Genomic DNA, 19,179 nt, shown 5'->3' with positions numbered 1-19,179 from the left:
TTATATGGACACCGGCTTGCGCGAGAAAAACATCCTGCAATAAAAAACAAGCTTGGTGCTTATGGAACATTTCCTTAAGAACGCCCTTAAAAAATAATTGTAATCACTAAGGCAGGCCTCTGCGTCTTCAGGGCTTAAAATATGCGAGCTGTATCTGGCTTCTTCAAATTTAGAGCTTAAGCGGAATAAAGAATTATCCTTTAAGTCCATCTGCTGCTCTATTTTAGATGCGTAATAAAGCGGCGGAAGGATTTCTTGGTAAACTGCCCTGGAGTAAAATAAGGCCTGGCGCAAGTGCGCATAAAGCCGCAAGATAAACTGCCTGGGCTGGCCTGCAAGAGATTTGATGTTTAACCTTTCTATTTGCGCAAGTATATATATTAAGGCGAGCAAAACGGCCAAAAGAATAAAAAATGCCTGCGCGAACACAGGCGCAATCGCCCAAAGGCTGCCATGGCTTAAAACTGATCCGGTACCGGCCTGCGGGGCAGGTATTTCTATGGGCAAAGGTTGAGCCGGCTCTGGCGCAGTTGGTTCCAACAAGCCCGAAGCTGGATTTTGCCCTGGGGCCTGTTCTTTTCCGGGGGCAAAATCTGCATCATATCTTGTTTGGTGCTTTATTTCAAACTCCTTCCATGACCTGATATCGTTTAAGGCTTCGCCTGCCTTATCAACAGCCTCTGCAAACAAAGACGATTTATTTATGAAATCTTCCGCCTGCTTATGAAAACTCTCAACCTGGGAAAGCGAAGAAGCCTGTTTTAATTCTTGCACCAAAGAAGATTGCTTTATTCTCTGCCCCAGGGAAAAAGGCGCCTGTAATTTAAAAAGTTCGTTTATCTGTTCCTGCGAAGCGGAAATCTTTCTGCTTATTTTCTCCTGGATATAAGATTTCAAGATCTGAAGCGCCTGATTCTTGTCTTCTTCCACCCCCCAGCCGGGAGTGCGCAAAAATGAAACAAGCCCCTGCTCTGCGCGGTCTACTTCCACAAGCACGGCATCATCGCGCACTAAAATATTTAGCATGCCTAAAAGCGACAATTTGTCCTTCGGGTAATAACCTTCAGAGACAAGAGGAAGCATTTTATCCAGCAAAACAGACTGCAGCTTATAATAATCCTTGGGATCAATAATATCCCCCGCTTCACCGATATCGGCAAAAACCCCTCCATGTAAATATCTGCCTGCTGATAATTTAGCGGTCAAAAATAATCCTGCGCAAGAAATCAATAGCACAAAAAGCATCGCCAAAAACCCGGAAGAATTAAAAAGGGCGGAGGCGGAACTGTCCTCTGCCCCCCAGATACGATAAAACCTTATGCGCATTAATAGGCATCCTGCCAAAAGATAAACCCCTAAAAGAAATATGTCTAGATTTGTGTATTTTTGTATAAAAATACCGCAACAAAGAATAAGCGTAAGGCTTAATATCTCTATGTATCCTTTATGTTTGCGGGAAGATGAGGCAAAACTTAAGACCATCATTAATAATACCGAAGTCTGCGCGCCTATCCCGATGATCTCTTTATAGAGAAGGTGGGAATTAACAATAGCTGCCCCCTGCAATAAAATTATCCCTATGCACAGCGCGGTAATAAGGTTTCTTAAACCGCGGGAATCTGAAGAAATAAAAAAAATGCGGTAAATATTCCCTGCCAAAAAAACTGCCGCTCCGGCAGCAATAAGAAAAGAATGGGCGGATCGCAAGAGAATGCAAGCCGACAACACCATCGCTGTCATAATAACGCGTTCGTATAAAGATTCTCTTTCTTCCATATCCGCCTAGCGCAAAAACGCCTCCTCAAAATATTGGTTGCAGGGCAAAACAACCGGAGAAAACGTGGTGCTGTTTAATAATTTTATTTGTGAATCTTTGATAACGCGCTCTGTGGACAAATTACTTAAGAAAGAGGCGGATAAAAGGACTAAGGGTATAAAAGAAAAATCCCTTTTATCAAGCGGCACAGCAGCGCTTAGGATCTCCCATTCGGCATCCGGCATAATAATGATCACCGTGGAATCATGCTGTAAAAAACGCCGATGCCCTTCAAAAAGCTCAACAACGCTTGTTTGGCTGTCTGCCTGAGCAACTGACAAAAACTTTAAGATCTCCTGCATATGCTCATTTCCTTTATTGAAATCTATGCGCGCATATGAACCGGTATGCGCCACAAGCTCAACAGAGACGCCCTGATCCAGTAAATACTTTGTTATAGAAGCGGCTAAGCTGACTATATAGTCTGAAAGCCTTTTTTCCCCCGAAGAAAGGTCATACTTATGCAAAAGGCTGAACATAATCGTAGCCCGGCAAAACCCCTGGCGCTGGAACTGTTTGACAATAACCTGATTCATCCTCGCGGTAGACATCCAATGCACCCTACGCAGGGAATCACCGGCACGGTATTCTCTTAACCCAAAAAATTCATCGTCTTCGCCGATGGAGCGAGTGGTCTGAATGCCAAACCAAGGGGCATTTCCTTTGGCAAGCTCGGGGAATTTCTCAATCCGGAAAATGCGCGGATAAACATATAAATCGTCGTAAACAGGCAGATGCACAGTCAAATAAAAGATCCCAAAAGGATCAAGCACATACGCATGAAAAGGGCCAAGCGTATATTTACCCCTGCGCAGGCAATAAAGATTGTATTTTACATAGAACCACGACTGCGCGGGGATATGCCAAACAGGCATATTTTTTTCTGCCTGGCCATGACGCCCGCACGGACAGTTATCTTGAAATAAAATATTATAGGCCCCCAGAAGACTTTTATTCTTTATAGATACTTGCACTTCTATGGTTTCGCCTTCTACCGCGGTAGGAAAAAATTGCCGTTTTATCTGGACATCCAGCAAGACAAAAGAAAAAACTACCCAGAAGATATTGCCCAGGATAAAAAACAAAAGAAACCACGAAGAAAAATAAAAAAAGGCTATGCCGGTTTTAAGAGCGATTATCGGCATGGCCAGAATTAAAACCCCTATAAAAATCCACTTCTTAATAAATAGGCGCGCCATATTCTCTTAAGGGATGGCTACGGAATGCACTAATTCCTTGATGATATCTTGGGTATTTTTCCCGGCAATAGAAACCTTGGGATGCAGGATCAGCCTATGCGTTAAAATATGGGGCAGCAAGAATACCACGTCTTCGGGTATAGCGTAATTTCTCCCCTCTAAAAGAGCCCAGGCGGCAGCGGCTTTCATAAGCGCGATGGATGCGCGGGGGCTGGCCCCAAGTTTTATAGAATCGTTTTTGCGGGTAGCAGAAACAAGCCGGGTAATGTATTGCAACAGATGGATAGAAACCTCTATTTTCTTGACCTCTTCCTGCAAAGCAACAAGCCTTGACGTCTCCATTACCGCGCTTAAAGATTCTATGGGGTGCTGTCTTTGCTGCCCGGAGATTACCTTAACTTCATCTTCAGGAGAAAGATAACCCATGCGCACCAACATCAAAAACCTGTCTATCTGCGCTTCGGGCAACGGATATGTGCCTTGATACTCAATGGGGTTCTGGGTAGCCACAACCATAAACGGCTTAGGCAGGCTAAAGGTTTTCCCCTCTAAAGTAATCTTTGCTTCCTGCATACACTCCAAAAGGGCTGACTGCGTCCGGGGAGTAGTACGGTTTATTTCATCCGCCAAAAGTATATTAGTAAATACCGGGCCTTGATGGAAATCAAATTCCCCTGTCTTTGAATTATAAATAAAACCCCCTGTAACATCTGATGGAAGCAAATCCGGAGTAAACTGAATGCGTTTAAAATCCGCCTGTATGGACTTTGCCAAGGCCAGGGCAAGCATGGTTTTACCCGTCCCGGGGACATCTTCTATTAAGATATGCCCATTTGTCAAAAGCCCCACCAACAACAACTTTACTGTTTCATCCTTGCCGATAATAACCTTGCCGATATTGTCTATCAAATTCTTAATTTCTACTTGGGCCATATTCCCCCTCCTGTATAAAACTATCATACAGCTTCATATGTTTTTCCGCAACTTCTTTATGGGAAAGAAAAGATCGCGAGATAGAAAATGAAACTTTGCCGAAAGATTCACGCAAAAAAACATCATCGGCCAAGACTCTTAAGCCTCTCGCGATACCGAAAGCGTCTTGAGGCTTGACCAAAAATCCATTTTCTCCATCTCGAAGGACCTCTCTTATGCCTCCGGTATTTGTGGCAACTATCGGCTTGGAGGCTGCCATGGCTTCTAAAACAGATACCGGCAGCCCTTCCCAGAGAGAAGTCAAAACAAAAATATCCATAGCCTGGATTAAGCCTGCAATATCTTCTCTCCAGCCCAAGAGTGAAATATCATCCTGAAGATTTAATTCTTTGATCTTCCTTTCTATCTTGCCGCGCAAGGCCCCATCTCCGATTAAAATAAATTTAGCAACCCCGCCTTGCCCTTTAAAAATATTGACTGCTTTAACAAAATCAAGCGGGGCTTTCTGCGGCTTAAAACAAGCGATCATCCCGATAACAAGCTTATCATCTTTTATGCCCTGTTTTTGTTTTGCCTTTCTTCCGTCAGAAGGCGCGAAATCTTCCAAGGACAAGCCGTATGGAATCAAATAATATTTACCTCTATCGTTAAACCCGCGGCCTTTTTCCAGATCGCTTTTGCAGGCACAAATGATAGCCCGCGTCAGGCGCGCGCAAAAATGCTCCAAAAGAATAAAAACAGCGCGCCGGGGAAACACTTGATAACAGTTGAAGCTCCATCCGTGAACAGTGTGGATAATAAAAGGCGCGCCTGAAATCCAGGCGGCAAAACGGCCCAATATCCCGGCCTTGGAACTGTGGGTATGCACAATATCTATTTTATTCTCAAAGATAAACTTGCGTATTTCAAATAAGGCGCGGATATCTTTAAGCGGGTTTACCGGCCTTTCCAGAAAACGCGATAAATACAATCTAACCCCGGGGATTGCCTTGGCCCGGCCCAAAAGATATCCTTCTTGGGCGGTAAACAAAAAAACCTCAAACCTATCTTTGTCTAACAGGTCAATAAGATTAAGCAGTTGTTTCTGCGCCCCGCCTAATTCAAGTTTAGTAATTATGTATAGAATTCTGGCCTTAGGCATATTTTATAAAACAAGTTCGGCTTTCCCCCAGCTGGCAAGATTATCCCCCATGATCAGCACTGCGCCCTTAACTGCCTTTATGGATTTGGCAAAATCAATTGCCTTTTTTAAATCTTCTTTTTTTCGGACTAAGTTACAGGTAGCGGTAGCTACCGCGTCGGCAATAACAGGGTCAACGGCTAAAATAACCGCGCTATCAGCTTTTCCAAAGCTCAAAGAATGCCCAATCGTGCCAGAAGAAGCACAAACCCCTGATATTCTCATGCGGGGGCGGATTCTTAACTTAATGCCGTTAAAAAGGCTGGACCGCCCGGAATAAATTCCTACAATGCGCGCGCGGGAAGTTTTTACAAAAATATCTCCGCCGTTTTCAATAATTACATCCCTGCATTTCCTGCGCATAAGGTCTTTGCCCAGAAAAAAAGCGATTGCCCCGGCAACAGCGGCCATGGGCCCGACATTGGCTTTTTGGGCGGCTTGCGCCATTTTCTTAATAATCGGCTGGGCGTTTATTTCTACCGGTATGGGTTTCAGGCTTGTTAAAAAACGCGGATGGCGGGAAATATAGTTTTCTATTTCTCTGCGGTATTTCTTAATCCTTTTAACGATGAAATCCTTGCTTACAGGCGTATCCGTTAATACCTGCACATCGGTTTCCTGCAATCTGGCAACGCACGCGTATAACCCCTGGGGTCTTACAGAATGCCGATAGAATCTTTTTTGAAAGGCCGCTTTTTTTGCCATGCCGGTATTGGCGAAGGGCTAATTATCTGGATCTTTTTTCTTGAAAAGATCCAGAAACCTGTCTTCGTATTCTTTATAGACATTCCACTTGTCAAGCTCGCTCTTAAGTTCCCCCGCCTTATCCAGATCGCTTTTAGCCAAAATAAAAAGCTGTTCGATCTTTTCTTTAACTGAAACCGGCAGGGTGGTAAGCTGGGTCAGCGCTTTTTTTATCTTTTCAATATCATCTTCGCCGATGGGATTATCCATGGAAGGAGAAACCTTCAAAAATTCCATCAGCTTATTGATCTCATCCTCCAGAAGCCTGCCCTGGTCTATAAGAGCTGCGGTATCGATTTTAAGATTTAAGACTTGATTGAGCGCCTCAATAACCGCGGCGTTGGCGCGCGGATTCTCTATTTGAATAGTGTAAAACGGGATTTCTCCCAACAGGCAAAATCCCTTAAGCCCCGCCTCCTTGACAAGCCCTAAGAACAAGCCGTTCATTCCGCTTATGTGGCCCTGGTTAAGAAGGTTGATTTTAAATTTCTTCAGATGCTCGGCTACTGCCTTATGGGTGGCGGCAAAATGAACGCTTGGGGTTTGAGTATGATCAATCGCGGATGGCATCGCAGCCATACCGATAACTGTTTTAATTTTTAATAGTTTTGCCATGCGGATAATCCGCCCGCAATATTTTTGCGCATAAGCTAAATCCGGCTGGGCGTTACTTAAGAAAAAAACAATATCCCCCGCGCGGCCGGGATTATTCCAAAAATAGAATTTTCCCGACGGCAATTCCGGAACATCCAATATCCCGTCTTTAACCGCGCTTGCGGTAAAATAGAAAAATTCTTGCGGGTCTAAAGAAGCGAACTCTTTCGCCCCTAATTTCTGGATAAGATAGCTTGCTGTTTTAAAAGCCACTTCCCCCATTCCCGGCCAAGAAGCTATAAGGCAGGGATTGGTTAATTTCGGCTTATTCTGCATAATGATTCCTTCCATAATCTGTCTCCTTGCTAATTAAATTTATAATTTCTTAGAAAATCACTCAAAACTTCCACGCCTTTAACCAGATTGGAAATTTTTACATATTCATCGCAAATATGCGCGCAACCCGAAGAACCAAACCCGGTAGCAATTGAAGGAATATGATATTTATCAAAAAATGATACTACCGTGGCGCCCTCTGAACCTTCTATAACCGGGGATATTTTATTATTGCGCATTGCCCGCATAAACCCCTGCACCAGCGGATGGCTTTTTTCTATTTCAAACGGTTTTTGTACGCCCTCTATTTCAAGCTTAAATTTCCCTGCGTTCTTGTGGACAGCGCTTTTAACCTGGCGCAGAATTTCTTCCGGATTCTCTCGCGGCAAGAAACGTAAGTCCGCCTCGAAGAAACACCAGTCCGCCACAACATTAACCTTATCTCCGCCCTGGATAGTCCCGATATTCACCGTAGGCGGGCTTAAAAGCGGATGTTTCTTTATCTTAAACTGGAAATCCTTGATCTCTTTGATCGCCTTACAGGCCAGGTCTATGGCGTTAATCCCTAAATAAGGATAAGCTGCATGCGCCTTAATTCCGGAAAAGATAAATTTAAGATGCATCAGGCCTTTTTGCGCGGTGATAATCCTAAAATCGTCAGAATCCAGAACTACTGCCGCAGAAGCCCTAATAATATTTCTTTCCAAAAGCTTCATAAGGCCCAAGGCGGAACCGGTTTCTTCATCGCTTGTCGCGGCAAAGATAAGATTATAACCTAATCTTGCTTTCTGCGTAACCAGCGCTTTTACCGCCTCCATCGCTACCGCAAGATTACCTTTACAATCAGTAGAGCCTAAGCCAAAAAGCTTGCCGTTTTTTATTTCCGGGGCAAAAGGCTTATTTTTCCAGTTTTTTCCCGCGGGGACAGTATCCAGATGCGGAGTGATCAAAAGTGATTTGCTCGAAGAAGCGTTCTTTAATACCGCAACCACATTGGTGCGCCGGGGCGAAAACTCATACAATTTAGCCGCTAATCCAAGCCGGTCAAAATAAGTTTTAACAAAACGGCCTATCTTATATTCGTTGCTTCCCGGATTCTCCGAATTAATACGGATTAAATCCTCTGTCAAACGGATAACTGGATTTTCCATGTTTTTAACCTGTGGATATTGCCGCCACGATCGCCGCGCCTTTTCCCGAACCATCCTTGGTTAATTCCAGGGTTATTTTATCTGCGCGCTTGCCTAATAATTCCCGCATGGCTTCAAGTATATGTGCAGAGAAAAACGGATGCTTTTCATATAAACTTCCGTCTACAGCCACCACGTGGCGCTTAAGAAAATAGGGGTCCATTTTAAAGATCACCGCTGTTAACACAGAAGCTATGATCCGTGCTGCTCTTCGGCTTATAATGCCACAGGTATTTTTCACCAAGCGCCTTTCGGCAAGAACCGTTGGCGCAGCTCCTATTTCTTTAAAAACAGAGGCGACCTGCTTTAAATCCGAAGAAGAATCCGCCTCTATGCGCGATAAATACTCGGCATTAAATGTGCCCGGCTTATCAAAGGGCCTGCTTTGCGGATAAAGGCTGAAAATAAATTTCCTGCGCGCCAGATCCTTTAAAGTCACGCGCACGATCTCGCCTAAATATTTTCCGGAAACGGTTTTTTCCAAAAGCTGCATCCCGATATTCCCGGACTCTTTATCAATAGCGCGGTCATATTCAGTCAAACGCAGTTTATCAAAATTTCCCCACTCGATATTGACAATCATGCCCTTTTTCTTTAAGCCTTTAATATGCGCCTTGGTAATATTAGAAGGCTTTTCTATATAACAGGCGTTGGTCCCGGTGCCAAGGATCATGCCTGCGTCGCAATCATGTTCTGAGTATCCCCTTGTCACAAGGGTGCCTACCGTGTCATTTAAGAGTGCCGCGACTTTTAGATTATGCAAATTTCTCTTGGTAAGGGCGCAATTCAAAAGCTCTACCACATCCAACCCCTCTTCTTCAGTAATGGCAAAGTCTTTAGTCCAATGCATTAATTTTCCCCTGTTAATTGCCAATTGCTTCACCGGAAAAGAAAAGGTAAAACCTATGTTTATTTTCATGTATGGTTTAATGCGGCATTCGCGCATAAAATCTTCAATAGAGCGGGCGATAAAACCAAAAAGCTTGGCCGCCTTGCCCCGGGTATGCCTCTTATGTATAGTAACCCGCTTTTCTTTCACCATCCTTACTTTTCCGGCACCCTGCAGTTCTACTAAAAGAATACGTAAATTTGTCCCGCCTAAATCCAGGGCGATGAAACTGCCTCTTTCATTGCCATCGGGCATATGCGCATAAGTAACCAGCATTTTTAACGGGCTTTCCTTGCCCTGCAGGCCGCGCTTCATCTGCGAGAGAAAATCCTTCTGGATCTCGCGCATCTCATCAAGGTCTATATCGAATATCTCCTGGAGATATTGAATAAAATAGGTATTGGAAACCCTGTATAAAAAATCGCTTACTTTAATGGACATATCCGGCACCTCGGGTTGTTTTTCAAGCAAAATTCTTTGTTCAATTTTACTATCAAGGCATGGTATTCGTTAAACATTTTCACGTCTTTATTAAGGTTTTCCATAAATATTTTCTGCGCCTGCTGATACAGGCAACTGCCGGCAATAAAATTGTGCCGCGCAAGAAGCCTCTTTGTGTAGGCATCAATCACAAACACCGGCTTGCTTAAGGCGTAAAGAAGTATGGAGTCAGCGGTTTCTTCTCCAATGCCTTTTACCGCCAAGAGTTCTTTGCGCAACGCATCAGTATTTTGCGCGCGCATCAGGCCAAAGTCAGCTTTATAAATACGGGTAAAGAATTTTAAGAACTCTTTGAGCCTCTTGGTTTTAATATTATAGTAACCCGCGGGCCGGATCATGCAGGCTAATTTCTTATGCGGCATAGCCAGCATCTTGAATGGGTCAAGAGCCTTATTCTGCTTAAGATTACCGATGGCTTTCTCTACATTGCGCCAGTTTGTATTCTGGGTTAATATCGCGCCGACCATCACCTCAAAAGGGCTTTCTGCCGGCCACCAATATTGCCGCCCGAAACAACGGAATAACTTTTTATAAATATCTTTTAATTCTTTTTTAACATCCATTACTCAAAATTCAAAGGATTAAAATTATAGTAGGCAAAGATCGTGTAAGCTGTCCCGGCAAGAGAACCGGTGGATTTCCCCTTAGGCGTGGTCCACCCGTGCCCGGTATCCACAAAGTCTTCGCTGGCATAAGGAAGACACCCCTGCCCCTGGCCAGAGGCTGAAGGGCTTGAAATGATCATGCCGCTTAAAGAAGCTAAATAATCTTGCGCTTTCTGTTTATAATCCAGCGCTTTCTTGGTCTGGCCGGTGCGGCTTAAAAAATCCGCCATGATCTTAAAAGATAGGATCATCTGGGATGTCCACTCTGAGGAAACCACTGCTGGTCTTGCAACATGCCTTTGGGCAGCAAAATCAAAACCTTTTACTCTTACCTTGACTGCTTCGGGGCGCATATAATCTACTTCTACCGCGCAATTCTTATCGGCAAAGTCCATAATATCCACCGGATCCATGCCGATGGCGATAAGTTTTTCCGGGCCCAGCGCGGCCACAGACCAGGCATAAGTATCGGTGGCAATAGTAGAATCTCCCTTGCCGCGATTAATCGGGACATCATATTGATCATAGGTGTGTTTCTTAAGCCATTCCAATACCCCGTCCCTGGCAACAAGGTATTTGTTTTTGCCGGTTAGGATATAAAGCATATTTAAAAAAGCATAGGCATCGAGGTTATGCTCGGTAGAAAACCATTTAACATCCGGGCCTCCGCGGATTCCCGAATCCTGATCTTCAGATTGCAAAGATATAATAAAATCAGCGATCTTTTCCGCCAAAGGCAAATACGAAGTATCATTGGTTCTGCGCGTATATTGCGCTATAGCTATGCCCACCCAAAGATTAGGCCCGGAATGCACTGTGTATTCCGCCGCAGCCCCATCGTTGAAATAATATCCGTTTAAGAACCCCCAGCGCAATTTCTCGGCTTTATTCAGGTAAAAATCAAATATTTTCCTGGAACGCGCGTAGTCCCCAAAATAAGTAAAGGCCAGCGCTGATAACGCCTGGTCGTAAGTAAACGCCCACGAGGCAAAATCTTTGTCGCCCTCAAAACTCATCACCAGGCCGGTGCGCGGGCTTTGATGCACCTTGATCCACTCATACATTTTGTCCACATTGGCCCTTTCTAAGCGCAGACGCGTCTTTTCAACGCTGGTTAATTGCTCTGCTGCCTGTGCCTGGGTATTTGACAATTCAGACAGCTTTTCCTTTAAGAAGGCTCGTTCTTTATTTATTTGAGCGATTAATAAATTGGCTTCACGCAATTTCACCAAAGACTGCGCCTCGTGAATAGACTCCGGCAACAATCTGCTTTTTGCCTCTGTAGTATTATTAAGCTTTTCTTCCAAAGCCTTTAGGTTTTCCTGAAGGCTGGCTTTTTCCCCGGTTATCTTTTCAAGCGTGCTTTGTATCCGTTCAACTTCTTTCCGGGAAACAACTAATTGTTCTATGAGCTGGCGGTTTTGCCGGATTAATCTTAGATGCAGATAGCTATTCACAAGCAAACCCACCGCCAATATCGCAACCAACGATAAAACCAACGGGGTGAATATTTTCTTTCCCCACGCGTAACGGATAATCTTCCGACGCTGACTTTCCAAAATAGAAGCATACTTTAACCCGATGACATACTCATCTTCGGATTGCCCTCTGCTTACCCAAATCACTTCCGCTTTTGCCCGGATAGCGCTTGAGCCTAAGGGCATCAGTAACTCTATTTCTAAGGCCACTGATGGGTCATTTAAAAGCCTGGCTATTTCGGGATTTATCTTACGCGCCTCAAGACAAATCCCGCCTTTCCCGACGTTACTGGTAAACCCCTGGACCCAGCCGGAAAGAAAACAATTGGCGTCTTTCTTAAAAAGCCTGAAGCCTACAGGAAACACGGAATCCAGGCGCACATACTGCCTGCGGTTTAAAGCTTCTGATTTATGGGTCATCTTGCTTTTTCAAGTACAATCCTCTGCTTGATTGCCTGCGCCAGGTCCTGAATAAATTTCTTGAATTGTCCGTATTGGCCCTGGCTTATCTTTCTTTGCTTAACAATAGAGCTCTGTTTAAAATAGATCCTGTTGCTTTGTATTTTATATTGCACGTCCAGATCAAACCAAGGGCTTTCTTTTTTTATGCAATCAGGCATATATTTTACCACAAACCCTTTAGGGATATCAACCTCCAACTCCACGTCTTCCTGGCTTAAAAACCCAATTTGTATATCAAACATCCTTTTTTCTTGGGCCACAATTGAGACATCCACCGAAGCAAATTGCGGCAGAATGCGCATATCCCCGGCCAATGTCAGATACTCACTGCCCCGAAAATCATATTCCAAGCGGGCGGGCAGGCTTAGATCCTCTAAATTTTGAAACTTATAATCGATTAATTGCGCTCCGATAGATATGCCTTGTATTTTCCCCCGCAAGGTCTGAGCGATCAATTCCGGAGAAGTATACCACAGCCAATACCTTTGGGCTTGCGCGTATACGCCGGAAGAAACTACTGTCCTCTTGGCTGTTATAGTTTCGTCAGGATTTATCTTAATGGATAACTTCTGCTGCAGGTAATTGTGTTGCGGTTCAGACAATGGGGTATTGACGATCGTATATTCGGAAGGGGTAAACACCAGCACATTTCTTCCTTGGTCTGCGGAAGGCAAGTCTGCAAAAGAACAGGCCTCGCACGTAGGATCCATAAAAATCATTTCTTTGCCCAGCATAACCGCGGCAATGGCATGATTAAATATCATCGATGGAAATTCTTTATCCAGATCATAAAGCTCTTCTGTGGGAATAAGTACCGGATAGGCTTGTAAGTCCGCCAAACGCAACATAGTCACCAAAAGTATGGCCTTATCTTTACAATCTCCATATTTATTGCTAAAGATATCCGCTGCCTGATGCGGCTGATAACCTGCCTGCCCATATTCTACGGCTACATATCTTATTTTACGAGAACAAAATTCATATATTGCCGCGGCCTTTTCGCGGGCAGTCTTCTTTCCTTTAACTAGCTGCAAGGTTTTTTCTGATATATCTTTATCCGGCTTGATTTTATCCGCTGACAGGCCTTGCCACCATTTATAAATGCTGTCCCATCCGGAAAAAGAAGAAATCATAATTGTCGGATTGATCTTAACCGCGTCAGGCATATCCGGTTCGGGAACGATCTGCGGGATATCTTTAAAATCCCATGAATAAATTTTATCGTCATTATCTTGTGAAACCTGCGGCTCTAGCTTGGCCTTAGAATCATTAAATTGCTCATTGATGATCTTAAACCTAAGCTGCCTGTCTTTAGGCACAACCAATTCAAATCTGGCTTTTAATATCGGATCCTTGCCTTTAAGCGGATAGGCAGTGACAAAATCCTTATCATTGACAAGCTTATTGCGGGTGATTTTGTATTTATACTCAATAACCGCGTTTTCAGCAATCTCCGGGAAAGAAATAATATACACCCTGGCATTGCTATAAAGCGGAAAGTTCATATATTTGGAAACATCGCGGATATGGCGGCTGCCCACATCCACGACTGTCCCGTCAGGTTTAATGGTGCGCGCGTATTCAAGCTCTACTTTTTCAAAAGTAGAATCATATTCTATGCCCGTCTCAGCGCAATCCTCTTTGCCGCGCTGATTCAACACTTGGATCAGATAATGCATTTGGGAAATCTCTGTATTCTCCTTGGTAATGCGCACTCTCTCGTCGCAGAGAAGAACAAGGGTGCCTGCTTCAGGATAGTTTTCAAGAGCAGGATGCCTCTGAATTAGCTTTGCTATTTCTGGCGATATCTGCGAAATCTTCAGACCCCGCCCTTGCTTTTCAATTTCACTTATTCTTAAGCGCGCCTCCAGTAAAAACCTGCCCGCCTTGATCTTTTGATAAAAAGAAGTCGCCTGGTCAAAAAGATTCAGTTTCTCCGCGGTTAACCCGTGGTAGTAATTGGCCTGGTCATCCGGAGAGACAACCTTAGCGAAAGTATCAAGCGCGTCCACAAAATTTCCGCGGTTGAAATATGCAATACCCAGATACTTTCTTGCTTCTGGATTATTGCTTTTTTTAAACTGCTCTATTGCTTTATCAAATTCGCCATGCCCGAAATAAACCTGCCCCAATTTAAAATATAAATTGTCTGTGTCTTTTCCTTCCGCTATAAGTTTCTTGTATCCTGCGATGCCTTCTTGGTAATATTTTTCCGATTGCGAAATGGCGGCTTGGGGAGAAATACTGGAATTATTGGGCAGGCATCCCGATAAAACAAGCACTGCAAAGGCTAAAAAAAGCTTAGATGCCGTGATTTTCATAAATTACACCTTTGCTGTATGCGCGAGAGATTCAAAAGAGCTGAAAAATCTTCCACGCCTTTTGTTTTTAACATGGCTTTAAGTTTCAAGAATACTTTGAAAGACATCTTGGCGTCGGCTAAAGCGCGGTGCTCTTGCGGATTTTCTACGCCTAAAGTTTGCGCCACAAACCACAATGGATACCGGCCTAATCCGGGCATTGCCCGGCGAGCCATCTTTAAAATATCTAAAATCTCCGTCTCCTGCGGCAAGTTCATGCCGATTAAGCTCAATTCATTGGTCAAAAAATCCCAATCAAAAATAGCATTATAAGATAAAAGGCAACTATCCTTAGCAAATTCTACAAAATTTGGGATCGCCTCATTGGGAAGAGGAGCGTTTTTTAGCATCTGGGGGGTGATCTTATTCACTGCAAAAGCCCCGGGAGAAATTTCTTTGCCGGTTTGCACAAAAGATTCAAAGACGTCAATTACCTGATCCCCCTTAAAACGCAGGCCTGCTATCTCTACAACCCTGTCCCCTGCCACCGGGCTTAAACCAGTAGTCTCGGTATCAAAAAGAGTAAATTCTACTTCGTTTATGTCTTTATTCATCAATAAAATTTCCCGTAAGATTCAGGCTACGCCACGCGTCTATTATAATAGAAAGGAGGTTAATGTTAAAGAATTATTAACTGCGGCTTTGGATATTCTTTTGCTTCACAATATATGCGGGAATAATTTCTGCGGGGCGATAAGAAAGCTTTATCCGGCGAAGAGAATCTAAACCAGAATCATCCATAGCATTAATGTATTTATAATCCTCTAACCTGCGGCAGAATTCCTGAAAAATAAATTGCGCTATTCCTTTATAGGATAAATCCGCTACTTCATATAAAATGCAAAAACATTGGCCGTTTAATTCATAGCCTAAGCTAAAAGCGCAGATTTTACCGCCTATTTCTACCACTATCCCTTGATAGCGCAAGCCTTTTTGGCTCTTCAATAAAACCTCTAAAGCCTTATAGCTATCATCCATCATGCCGATATAAAAAGTGTCGGTTGTTTCCTTAGCTCGGGCTGTTGCCCAGTTTTTATAAAGTTTTAAACACTCTTTCGCGTGCTGAGCTTTATAGGCAAATACCCGCGCCGGATAATTCTTGATGAAAAAATTCAAACTGGAGCGCTTTGATTTATATTTATTTCCGCGCAAATCCGCAAGCGCTTGACGAACGTAAATAAAATCTCCCGGCTTTGGGGAAACATCATAGCCTAAAGCTTTATAAAAGTTGGCTTCTTCTTCTCTTACGTTTTCAATCCGGCTTACTTCTGAATTCCTGTTCAAACTATCCAGAAAGGCAAAAAGCCCGCCCGTTAATAGCGCCTCTGGCTTTTTGCCTAATGGCGGCAAATAAAGAAATGTCCCAAAGCTATCTTTAAAAAAGATACAGAGGTTATTTTCGATAATTGCCCACCTGATATCGAACAGGCATTTCCAAATATAAATATTCTCAAAAGAATATGCGGCTAAATTGCATTTATAGTTTCTTAGATGCGCCTGAAATATTTCACGGCTCTTTAGTGATAGCTTACGCAGCTTCATCGGGAAGATTTAATTCAATAACCTTTGCCAGCTCTTCATAGGCCTCTAAGTTCTGGGGGTTGTTTTTAATAAGCTTTATTTGCTCCGGGGCATTTAAAAATTCGGTTAGGTATTTAACATAGTCTCTAAATTCTTGCGTATGCGCGCTTTTTTCCACATACGGACAATTCATATCCACAGTAATAATGGCTTTGTCCTGGCGTAAGTTTATCAAAAAAGGATAAAGCTGGCATTCAAAGGGGTGAAAACCGTAAATCTTGCATTTATTAGAGGGCTTATCCAGAAGGGCGCATAGATACATCTCTGATTGCGGATCAAAAACCGGCTGGATCTTTCTATCTATGGAAATAGACACAGGCGGTATTTTTCTATCCAGTAAATCCTGTATCTCCTCGTGCATTAAACAGGGCAGCCATGGTGAATTGGCCTGGCGAAAACGGCAGCACCCCTGGCATTTCAAACAAAAACTTTCGGGAACGATTTGTTTAAGCTTCATTTGACAATGCTTCCTAATTTCATCTGCCGCTGCGGCGAAACAATGGCAATGCCTGTTTCATCAGAACAGGCCAAAAGCATGCCCTGGCTTTCCACGCCCCTTAACATCGCAGATTCCAGATTATCCACAACCACAACCTGTTTGCCGATTAAATCTTCTTTCTGGTAAGAAGCTCTTATGCCCGCCACTAACTGCTTCTGTTTATCTCCCAGGTCCACCTTAATCACAAAAAGCCGGTCGGCATTAGGATGCTCTGTTGCCTCTATAATCTGGCCGATCCTTAATTCTATTTTCTTGAAATCTTCTATTGTAGCCATTTCTCCTCCTGTTTAATGACAGTAGTATAACATAATAATACCCAATTACCAAATTTCAATAACCAAACAAATTCCAATAATCAATATCCGAATAACCAAACGGGTTTTCAAACAAGTTTGGGTATTGGTAATTGATGTTTGATGATTATTGGATTATTGGTAACTTGATTATTGGTTATTGTTAAAGCATTGGATAATATGCTATAATCACTTTCATCAAAAATATGCGCAAGCTATCCGCCCCAAAGAATCCAACATTTCTTTTTCTTGCCCTGTGCCTATTAGCCACCCGGCTTTATTTTATATACTTCAACACTGAGCAAAGCTACTGCTGCCAACTGCACACGGCAACCTTCGCCCATGAATTAACCCGGGGGATGCTGCTACCCATATCACAGATATCGCAATACGCCTGCCTAGAACAGCTTACGCAATGGCAGCTTATTATAGGCGCCTGCCTTGCGCCTTTTTTTCTTTTATTTGGCACAACCCTTCTTAGCGTAAAGCTCTTGGCCCTACTATTTATTTTCATCGCCTTTTATGGCTGGTATAAATTGATTAGCAAATATATTAACCGTTTAACTGCTTATATCTTCTGCGTGCTTTATATCTTTGGTGCGCCTTTTTTCATAGAAAAAACGCTTTTCCTTTCCGGCACGCATGTGCAATCCGGAATATTGCTTCCCTATATCGCAATTCTTATTTTAGCTATATTAGATGAAGAAAAAAATCCCGGGCGATACCCAGTCTTGCTTGGAATTCTTATTGGCGCCGGCATGTATCTTGCCTATGAACTATATTTATTCATTTTTATATTCACGCTGGTTATCTTTATAAGAAGATTCGCTTTTAAGGGTCCGACTTTCCGCTTCGCCGCAGCTTTCCTTGTCTTTTCCGCTTTGGCCACAATTATGCCGGCTGCGGCAAGATGCGACTTTTACAAAGCGCACCATGCGGCCGTATTTAATTTGCCCTTGGCCAAAGAACACTTCTGGTCGATTACCAAACGCTTCCAAGAAATGTTTCTTTACGCAAGCCCTAAGCAGCTGGGAATGATCATTTTCTTATTTTTCTTGTCCGCAATAGCCTGGGCGGCAATTAACTCGCTGCGCAAGAAAAATAATCTTATCGCCGGATCATTATTATTCTTTTTTATTCTGCAGTTTCTAAAAGTAGCCAGCGGGTTCAGTCTCCAGGAACCAATTGGAAGGCTTTTTACCCAAGGCAGATACTTTATTTTCGGCTTTGAGTTCTGCCTTTTATTCACGGCTTATTTCTTATCCTGCATCAGCAAGAATTCTATTGGAAAAATCATCTTGCTTATCTGTGTGGCCGCGCATTTTTTGTGCGCGATTTCTTTTCTGGCCAGAAATTCAGCTTTTGAATTAATGGGAAGGTCTTTCCCCAAAGGATATCATTATAGGAAAATCGGCAAGGCAATATTGCTTCTTAATTCCAACAGTTGGCTGAAGGCAGCATTGTTCTTGGAGCAGCGCAGAAAAAATAAAGATGATGTCTCTGCCCTGGAACAAGAGATCATCGATACGGAAGTGTTAAGTTGCCCCCTTCAGCAAAATGATGTCCCGGGAATAGCATTATGGGATAACTTCTCTGGCAAGATAAAACAGCAGTATCTGCCGTTTTTTTGGCGCGCTCTTGGCAAGCGCATAACCATGATCTACCAGTCAGACCCAAAACGGTTTTCCGAAGTATTAACGGAATTAGCGCAAACAACCACAGCGGATGACTTTAGAAATATCTACGCGGGGATAAAAACATCCCTGGATTACACGCGTCTAAAAGATTATACTTATACGGGATTAATCAGACGGGCATGCTTAACCAAAAACCGCAACCGCAAAACCTTATGCGCGTGCGCCGGATGGTTGTTCCTGCCTGCGCCAAACAACTTTTACGGAGCGGACTTCGCGCGACAGGCAAAACAAGCCCTAAACAGCTTAAGAGGGCTTTCCGATTCATCAAAGTACTATGTAATGCTGGGTTATTTTGAGCATGCGGGCTTTGCTGAAGAAGAAGGCGCTGTGGAAATCTACCGCGCCGGAGCGCTATATAAAAACTACCGCGGGCCATATAAAAGTTTGCTGGCAGACGTTTTAACAAAAAAATTCACCCCTCTATACGGAGCCAAATGCGCTGAGTTGATATTTCCTAATAAAATATACGGCGATGGTAAAAAAAGATAAGCTTCTGACTTGGGCATTGCCCATCATATCATTATTTATTTTATTTTTGATCTGCGAAGCGGCATTGCGCATTTATATTTTATTCCACTCTCAGATAGATTTTGAAAGTGCCATGAAAAACCTACCCCCCATTGTAGATAATCAACCCGCCACCTTAGGCCAAATCATAAGGCCAAACAACGACCCTAAGATTATCTATGAATTAAGGCCTGGCATTTCCGTAGAATGCTTCGGCGCCCCGGCACATATTAATGCCCAAGGCTGGCGCGACGACCACAACTTTACGCTTAATAAGCCAAGTGGCACTGTGCGGATAATCGGCCTGGGAGATTC

At 43.4% G+C, this 19,179-nt stretch carries 16 protein-coding genes; 1 reads left to right on the top strand and 15 read right to left on the bottom strand.

Annotated elements, in window-relative coordinates:
• The 15 genes from MUF05_04550 to MUF05_04480 form a co-directional block, all read right to left on the bottom strand.
• Complete coding sequence (locus MUF05_04550) at positions 1-1,776, bottom strand: hypothetical protein (protein ID MCU0666344.1); 1,776 nt, start codon at positions 1,774-1,776, stop codon at positions 1-3.
• Between the two features lie 6 nt (positions 1,777-1,782).
• The gene (locus tag MUF05_04545) at positions 1,783-3,015 is read right to left on the bottom strand and encodes a DUF58 domain-containing protein (GenBank protein ID MCU0666343.1); all 1,233 of its coding nucleotides are present in this window, start codon (positions 3,013-3,015) and stop codon (positions 1,783-1,785) included.
• A 6-nt stretch (positions 3,016-3,021) separates the two neighbouring features.
• The gene (locus MUF05_04540) at positions 3,022-3,948 is read right to left on the bottom strand and encodes a MoxR family ATPase (GenBank protein MCU0666342.1); all 927 of its coding nucleotides are present in this window, start codon (positions 3,946-3,948) and stop codon (positions 3,022-3,024) included.
• A complete protein-coding gene (locus MUF05_04535) occupies positions 3,929-5,089 on the bottom strand; it encodes a glycosyltransferase family 4 protein (protein MCU0666341.1) in 1,161 nt (386 codons plus the stop codon). The genes MUF05_04540 and MUF05_04535 overlap by 20 nt, the downstream gene beginning before the upstream one ends.
• 3 nt (positions 5,090-5,092) lie before the next feature.
• The gene (locus MUF05_04530) at positions 5,093-5,833 is read right to left on the bottom strand and encodes a UPF0280 family protein (GenBank protein ID MCU0666340.1); all 741 of its coding nucleotides are present in this window, start codon (positions 5,831-5,833) and stop codon (positions 5,093-5,095) included.
• An 18-nt stretch (positions 5,834-5,851) separates the two neighbouring features.
• Positions 5,852-6,817, bottom strand: a complete 966-nt coding sequence (locus MUF05_04525) for a PAC2 family protein (GenBank protein MCU0666339.1) — start codon at positions 6,815-6,817, stop codon at positions 5,852-5,854.
• Between the two features lie 14 nt (positions 6,818-6,831).
• Positions 6,832-7,953 (bottom strand): M20 family metallopeptidase, encoded by a 1,122-nt coding sequence (locus MUF05_04520; GenBank protein MCU0666338.1) that lies wholly within the window; start codon positions 7,951-7,953, stop codon positions 6,832-6,834.
• Positions 7,954-7,957: 4 nt separating this feature from the next.
• A complete protein-coding gene (locus MUF05_04515; protein ID MCU0666337.1) occupies positions 7,958-9,322 on the bottom strand; it encodes a hypothetical protein in 1,365 nt (454 codons plus the stop codon).
• Positions 9,307-9,945 (bottom strand): endonuclease III domain-containing protein, encoded by a 639-nt coding sequence (locus tag MUF05_04510; GenBank protein MCU0666336.1) that lies wholly within the window; start codon positions 9,943-9,945, stop codon positions 9,307-9,309. The genes MUF05_04515 and MUF05_04510 overlap by 16 nt, the downstream gene beginning before the upstream one ends.
• Positions 9,945-11,885, bottom strand: a complete 1,941-nt coding sequence (locus MUF05_04505; protein MCU0666335.1) for a PilZ domain-containing protein — start codon at positions 11,883-11,885, stop codon at positions 9,945-9,947. The genes MUF05_04510 and MUF05_04505 overlap by 1 nt, the downstream gene beginning before the upstream one ends.
• A complete protein-coding gene (locus tag MUF05_04500; protein MCU0666334.1) occupies positions 11,882-14,248 on the bottom strand; it encodes a DUF3857 domain-containing protein in 2,367 nt (788 codons plus the stop codon). The genes MUF05_04505 and MUF05_04500 overlap by 4 nt, the downstream gene beginning before the upstream one ends.
• Positions 14,245-14,841 (bottom strand): 3'-5' exonuclease, encoded by a 597-nt coding sequence (locus MUF05_04495; GenBank protein MCU0666333.1) that lies wholly within the window; start codon positions 14,839-14,841, stop codon positions 14,245-14,247. Before MUF05_04495 ends, MUF05_04500 begins: the two co-directional genes overlap by 4 nt.
• Before the next feature lie 76 nt (positions 14,842-14,917).
• Complete coding sequence (locus tag MUF05_04490; GenBank protein MCU0666332.1) at positions 14,918-15,829, bottom strand: phosphatidylglycerol lysyltransferase domain-containing protein; 912 nt, start codon at positions 15,827-15,829, stop codon at positions 14,918-14,920.
• Positions 15,816-16,325: a YkgJ family cysteine cluster protein gene (locus tag MUF05_04485; GenBank protein MCU0666331.1), complete on the bottom strand. Its 510-nt coding sequence runs from the start codon at positions 16,323-16,325 to the stop codon at positions 15,816-15,818. Before MUF05_04485 ends, MUF05_04490 begins: the two co-directional genes overlap by 14 nt.
• Entirely contained in the window at positions 16,322-16,642 is a 321-nt protein-coding gene (locus tag MUF05_04480) for a hypothetical protein (protein MCU0666330.1), read from the bottom strand. The genes MUF05_04485 and MUF05_04480 overlap by 4 nt, the downstream gene beginning before the upstream one ends.
• Positions 16,643-17,019: 377 nt before the next feature.
• On the opposite strand from MUF05_04480, the gene MUF05_04475 reads away from it, so the two are divergent.
• The gene (locus MUF05_04475; GenBank protein MCU0666329.1) at positions 17,020-18,846 is read left to right on the top strand and encodes a glycosyltransferase family 39 protein; all 1,827 of its coding nucleotides are present in this window, start codon (positions 17,020-17,022) and stop codon (positions 18,844-18,846) included.
• Positions 18,847-19,179 lie beyond the last annotated feature (333 nt).

Source organism: Candidatus Omnitrophota bacterium (assembly GCA_025453395.1).
GTDB lineage: Bacteria > Omnitrophota > Gorgyraeia > Gygaellales > Profunditerraquicolaceae > JAlOQK01.
The sequence above is the reverse complement of the archived record's forward strand: the minus strand, read 5'-3'. Positions and strand labels throughout refer to the sequence as shown.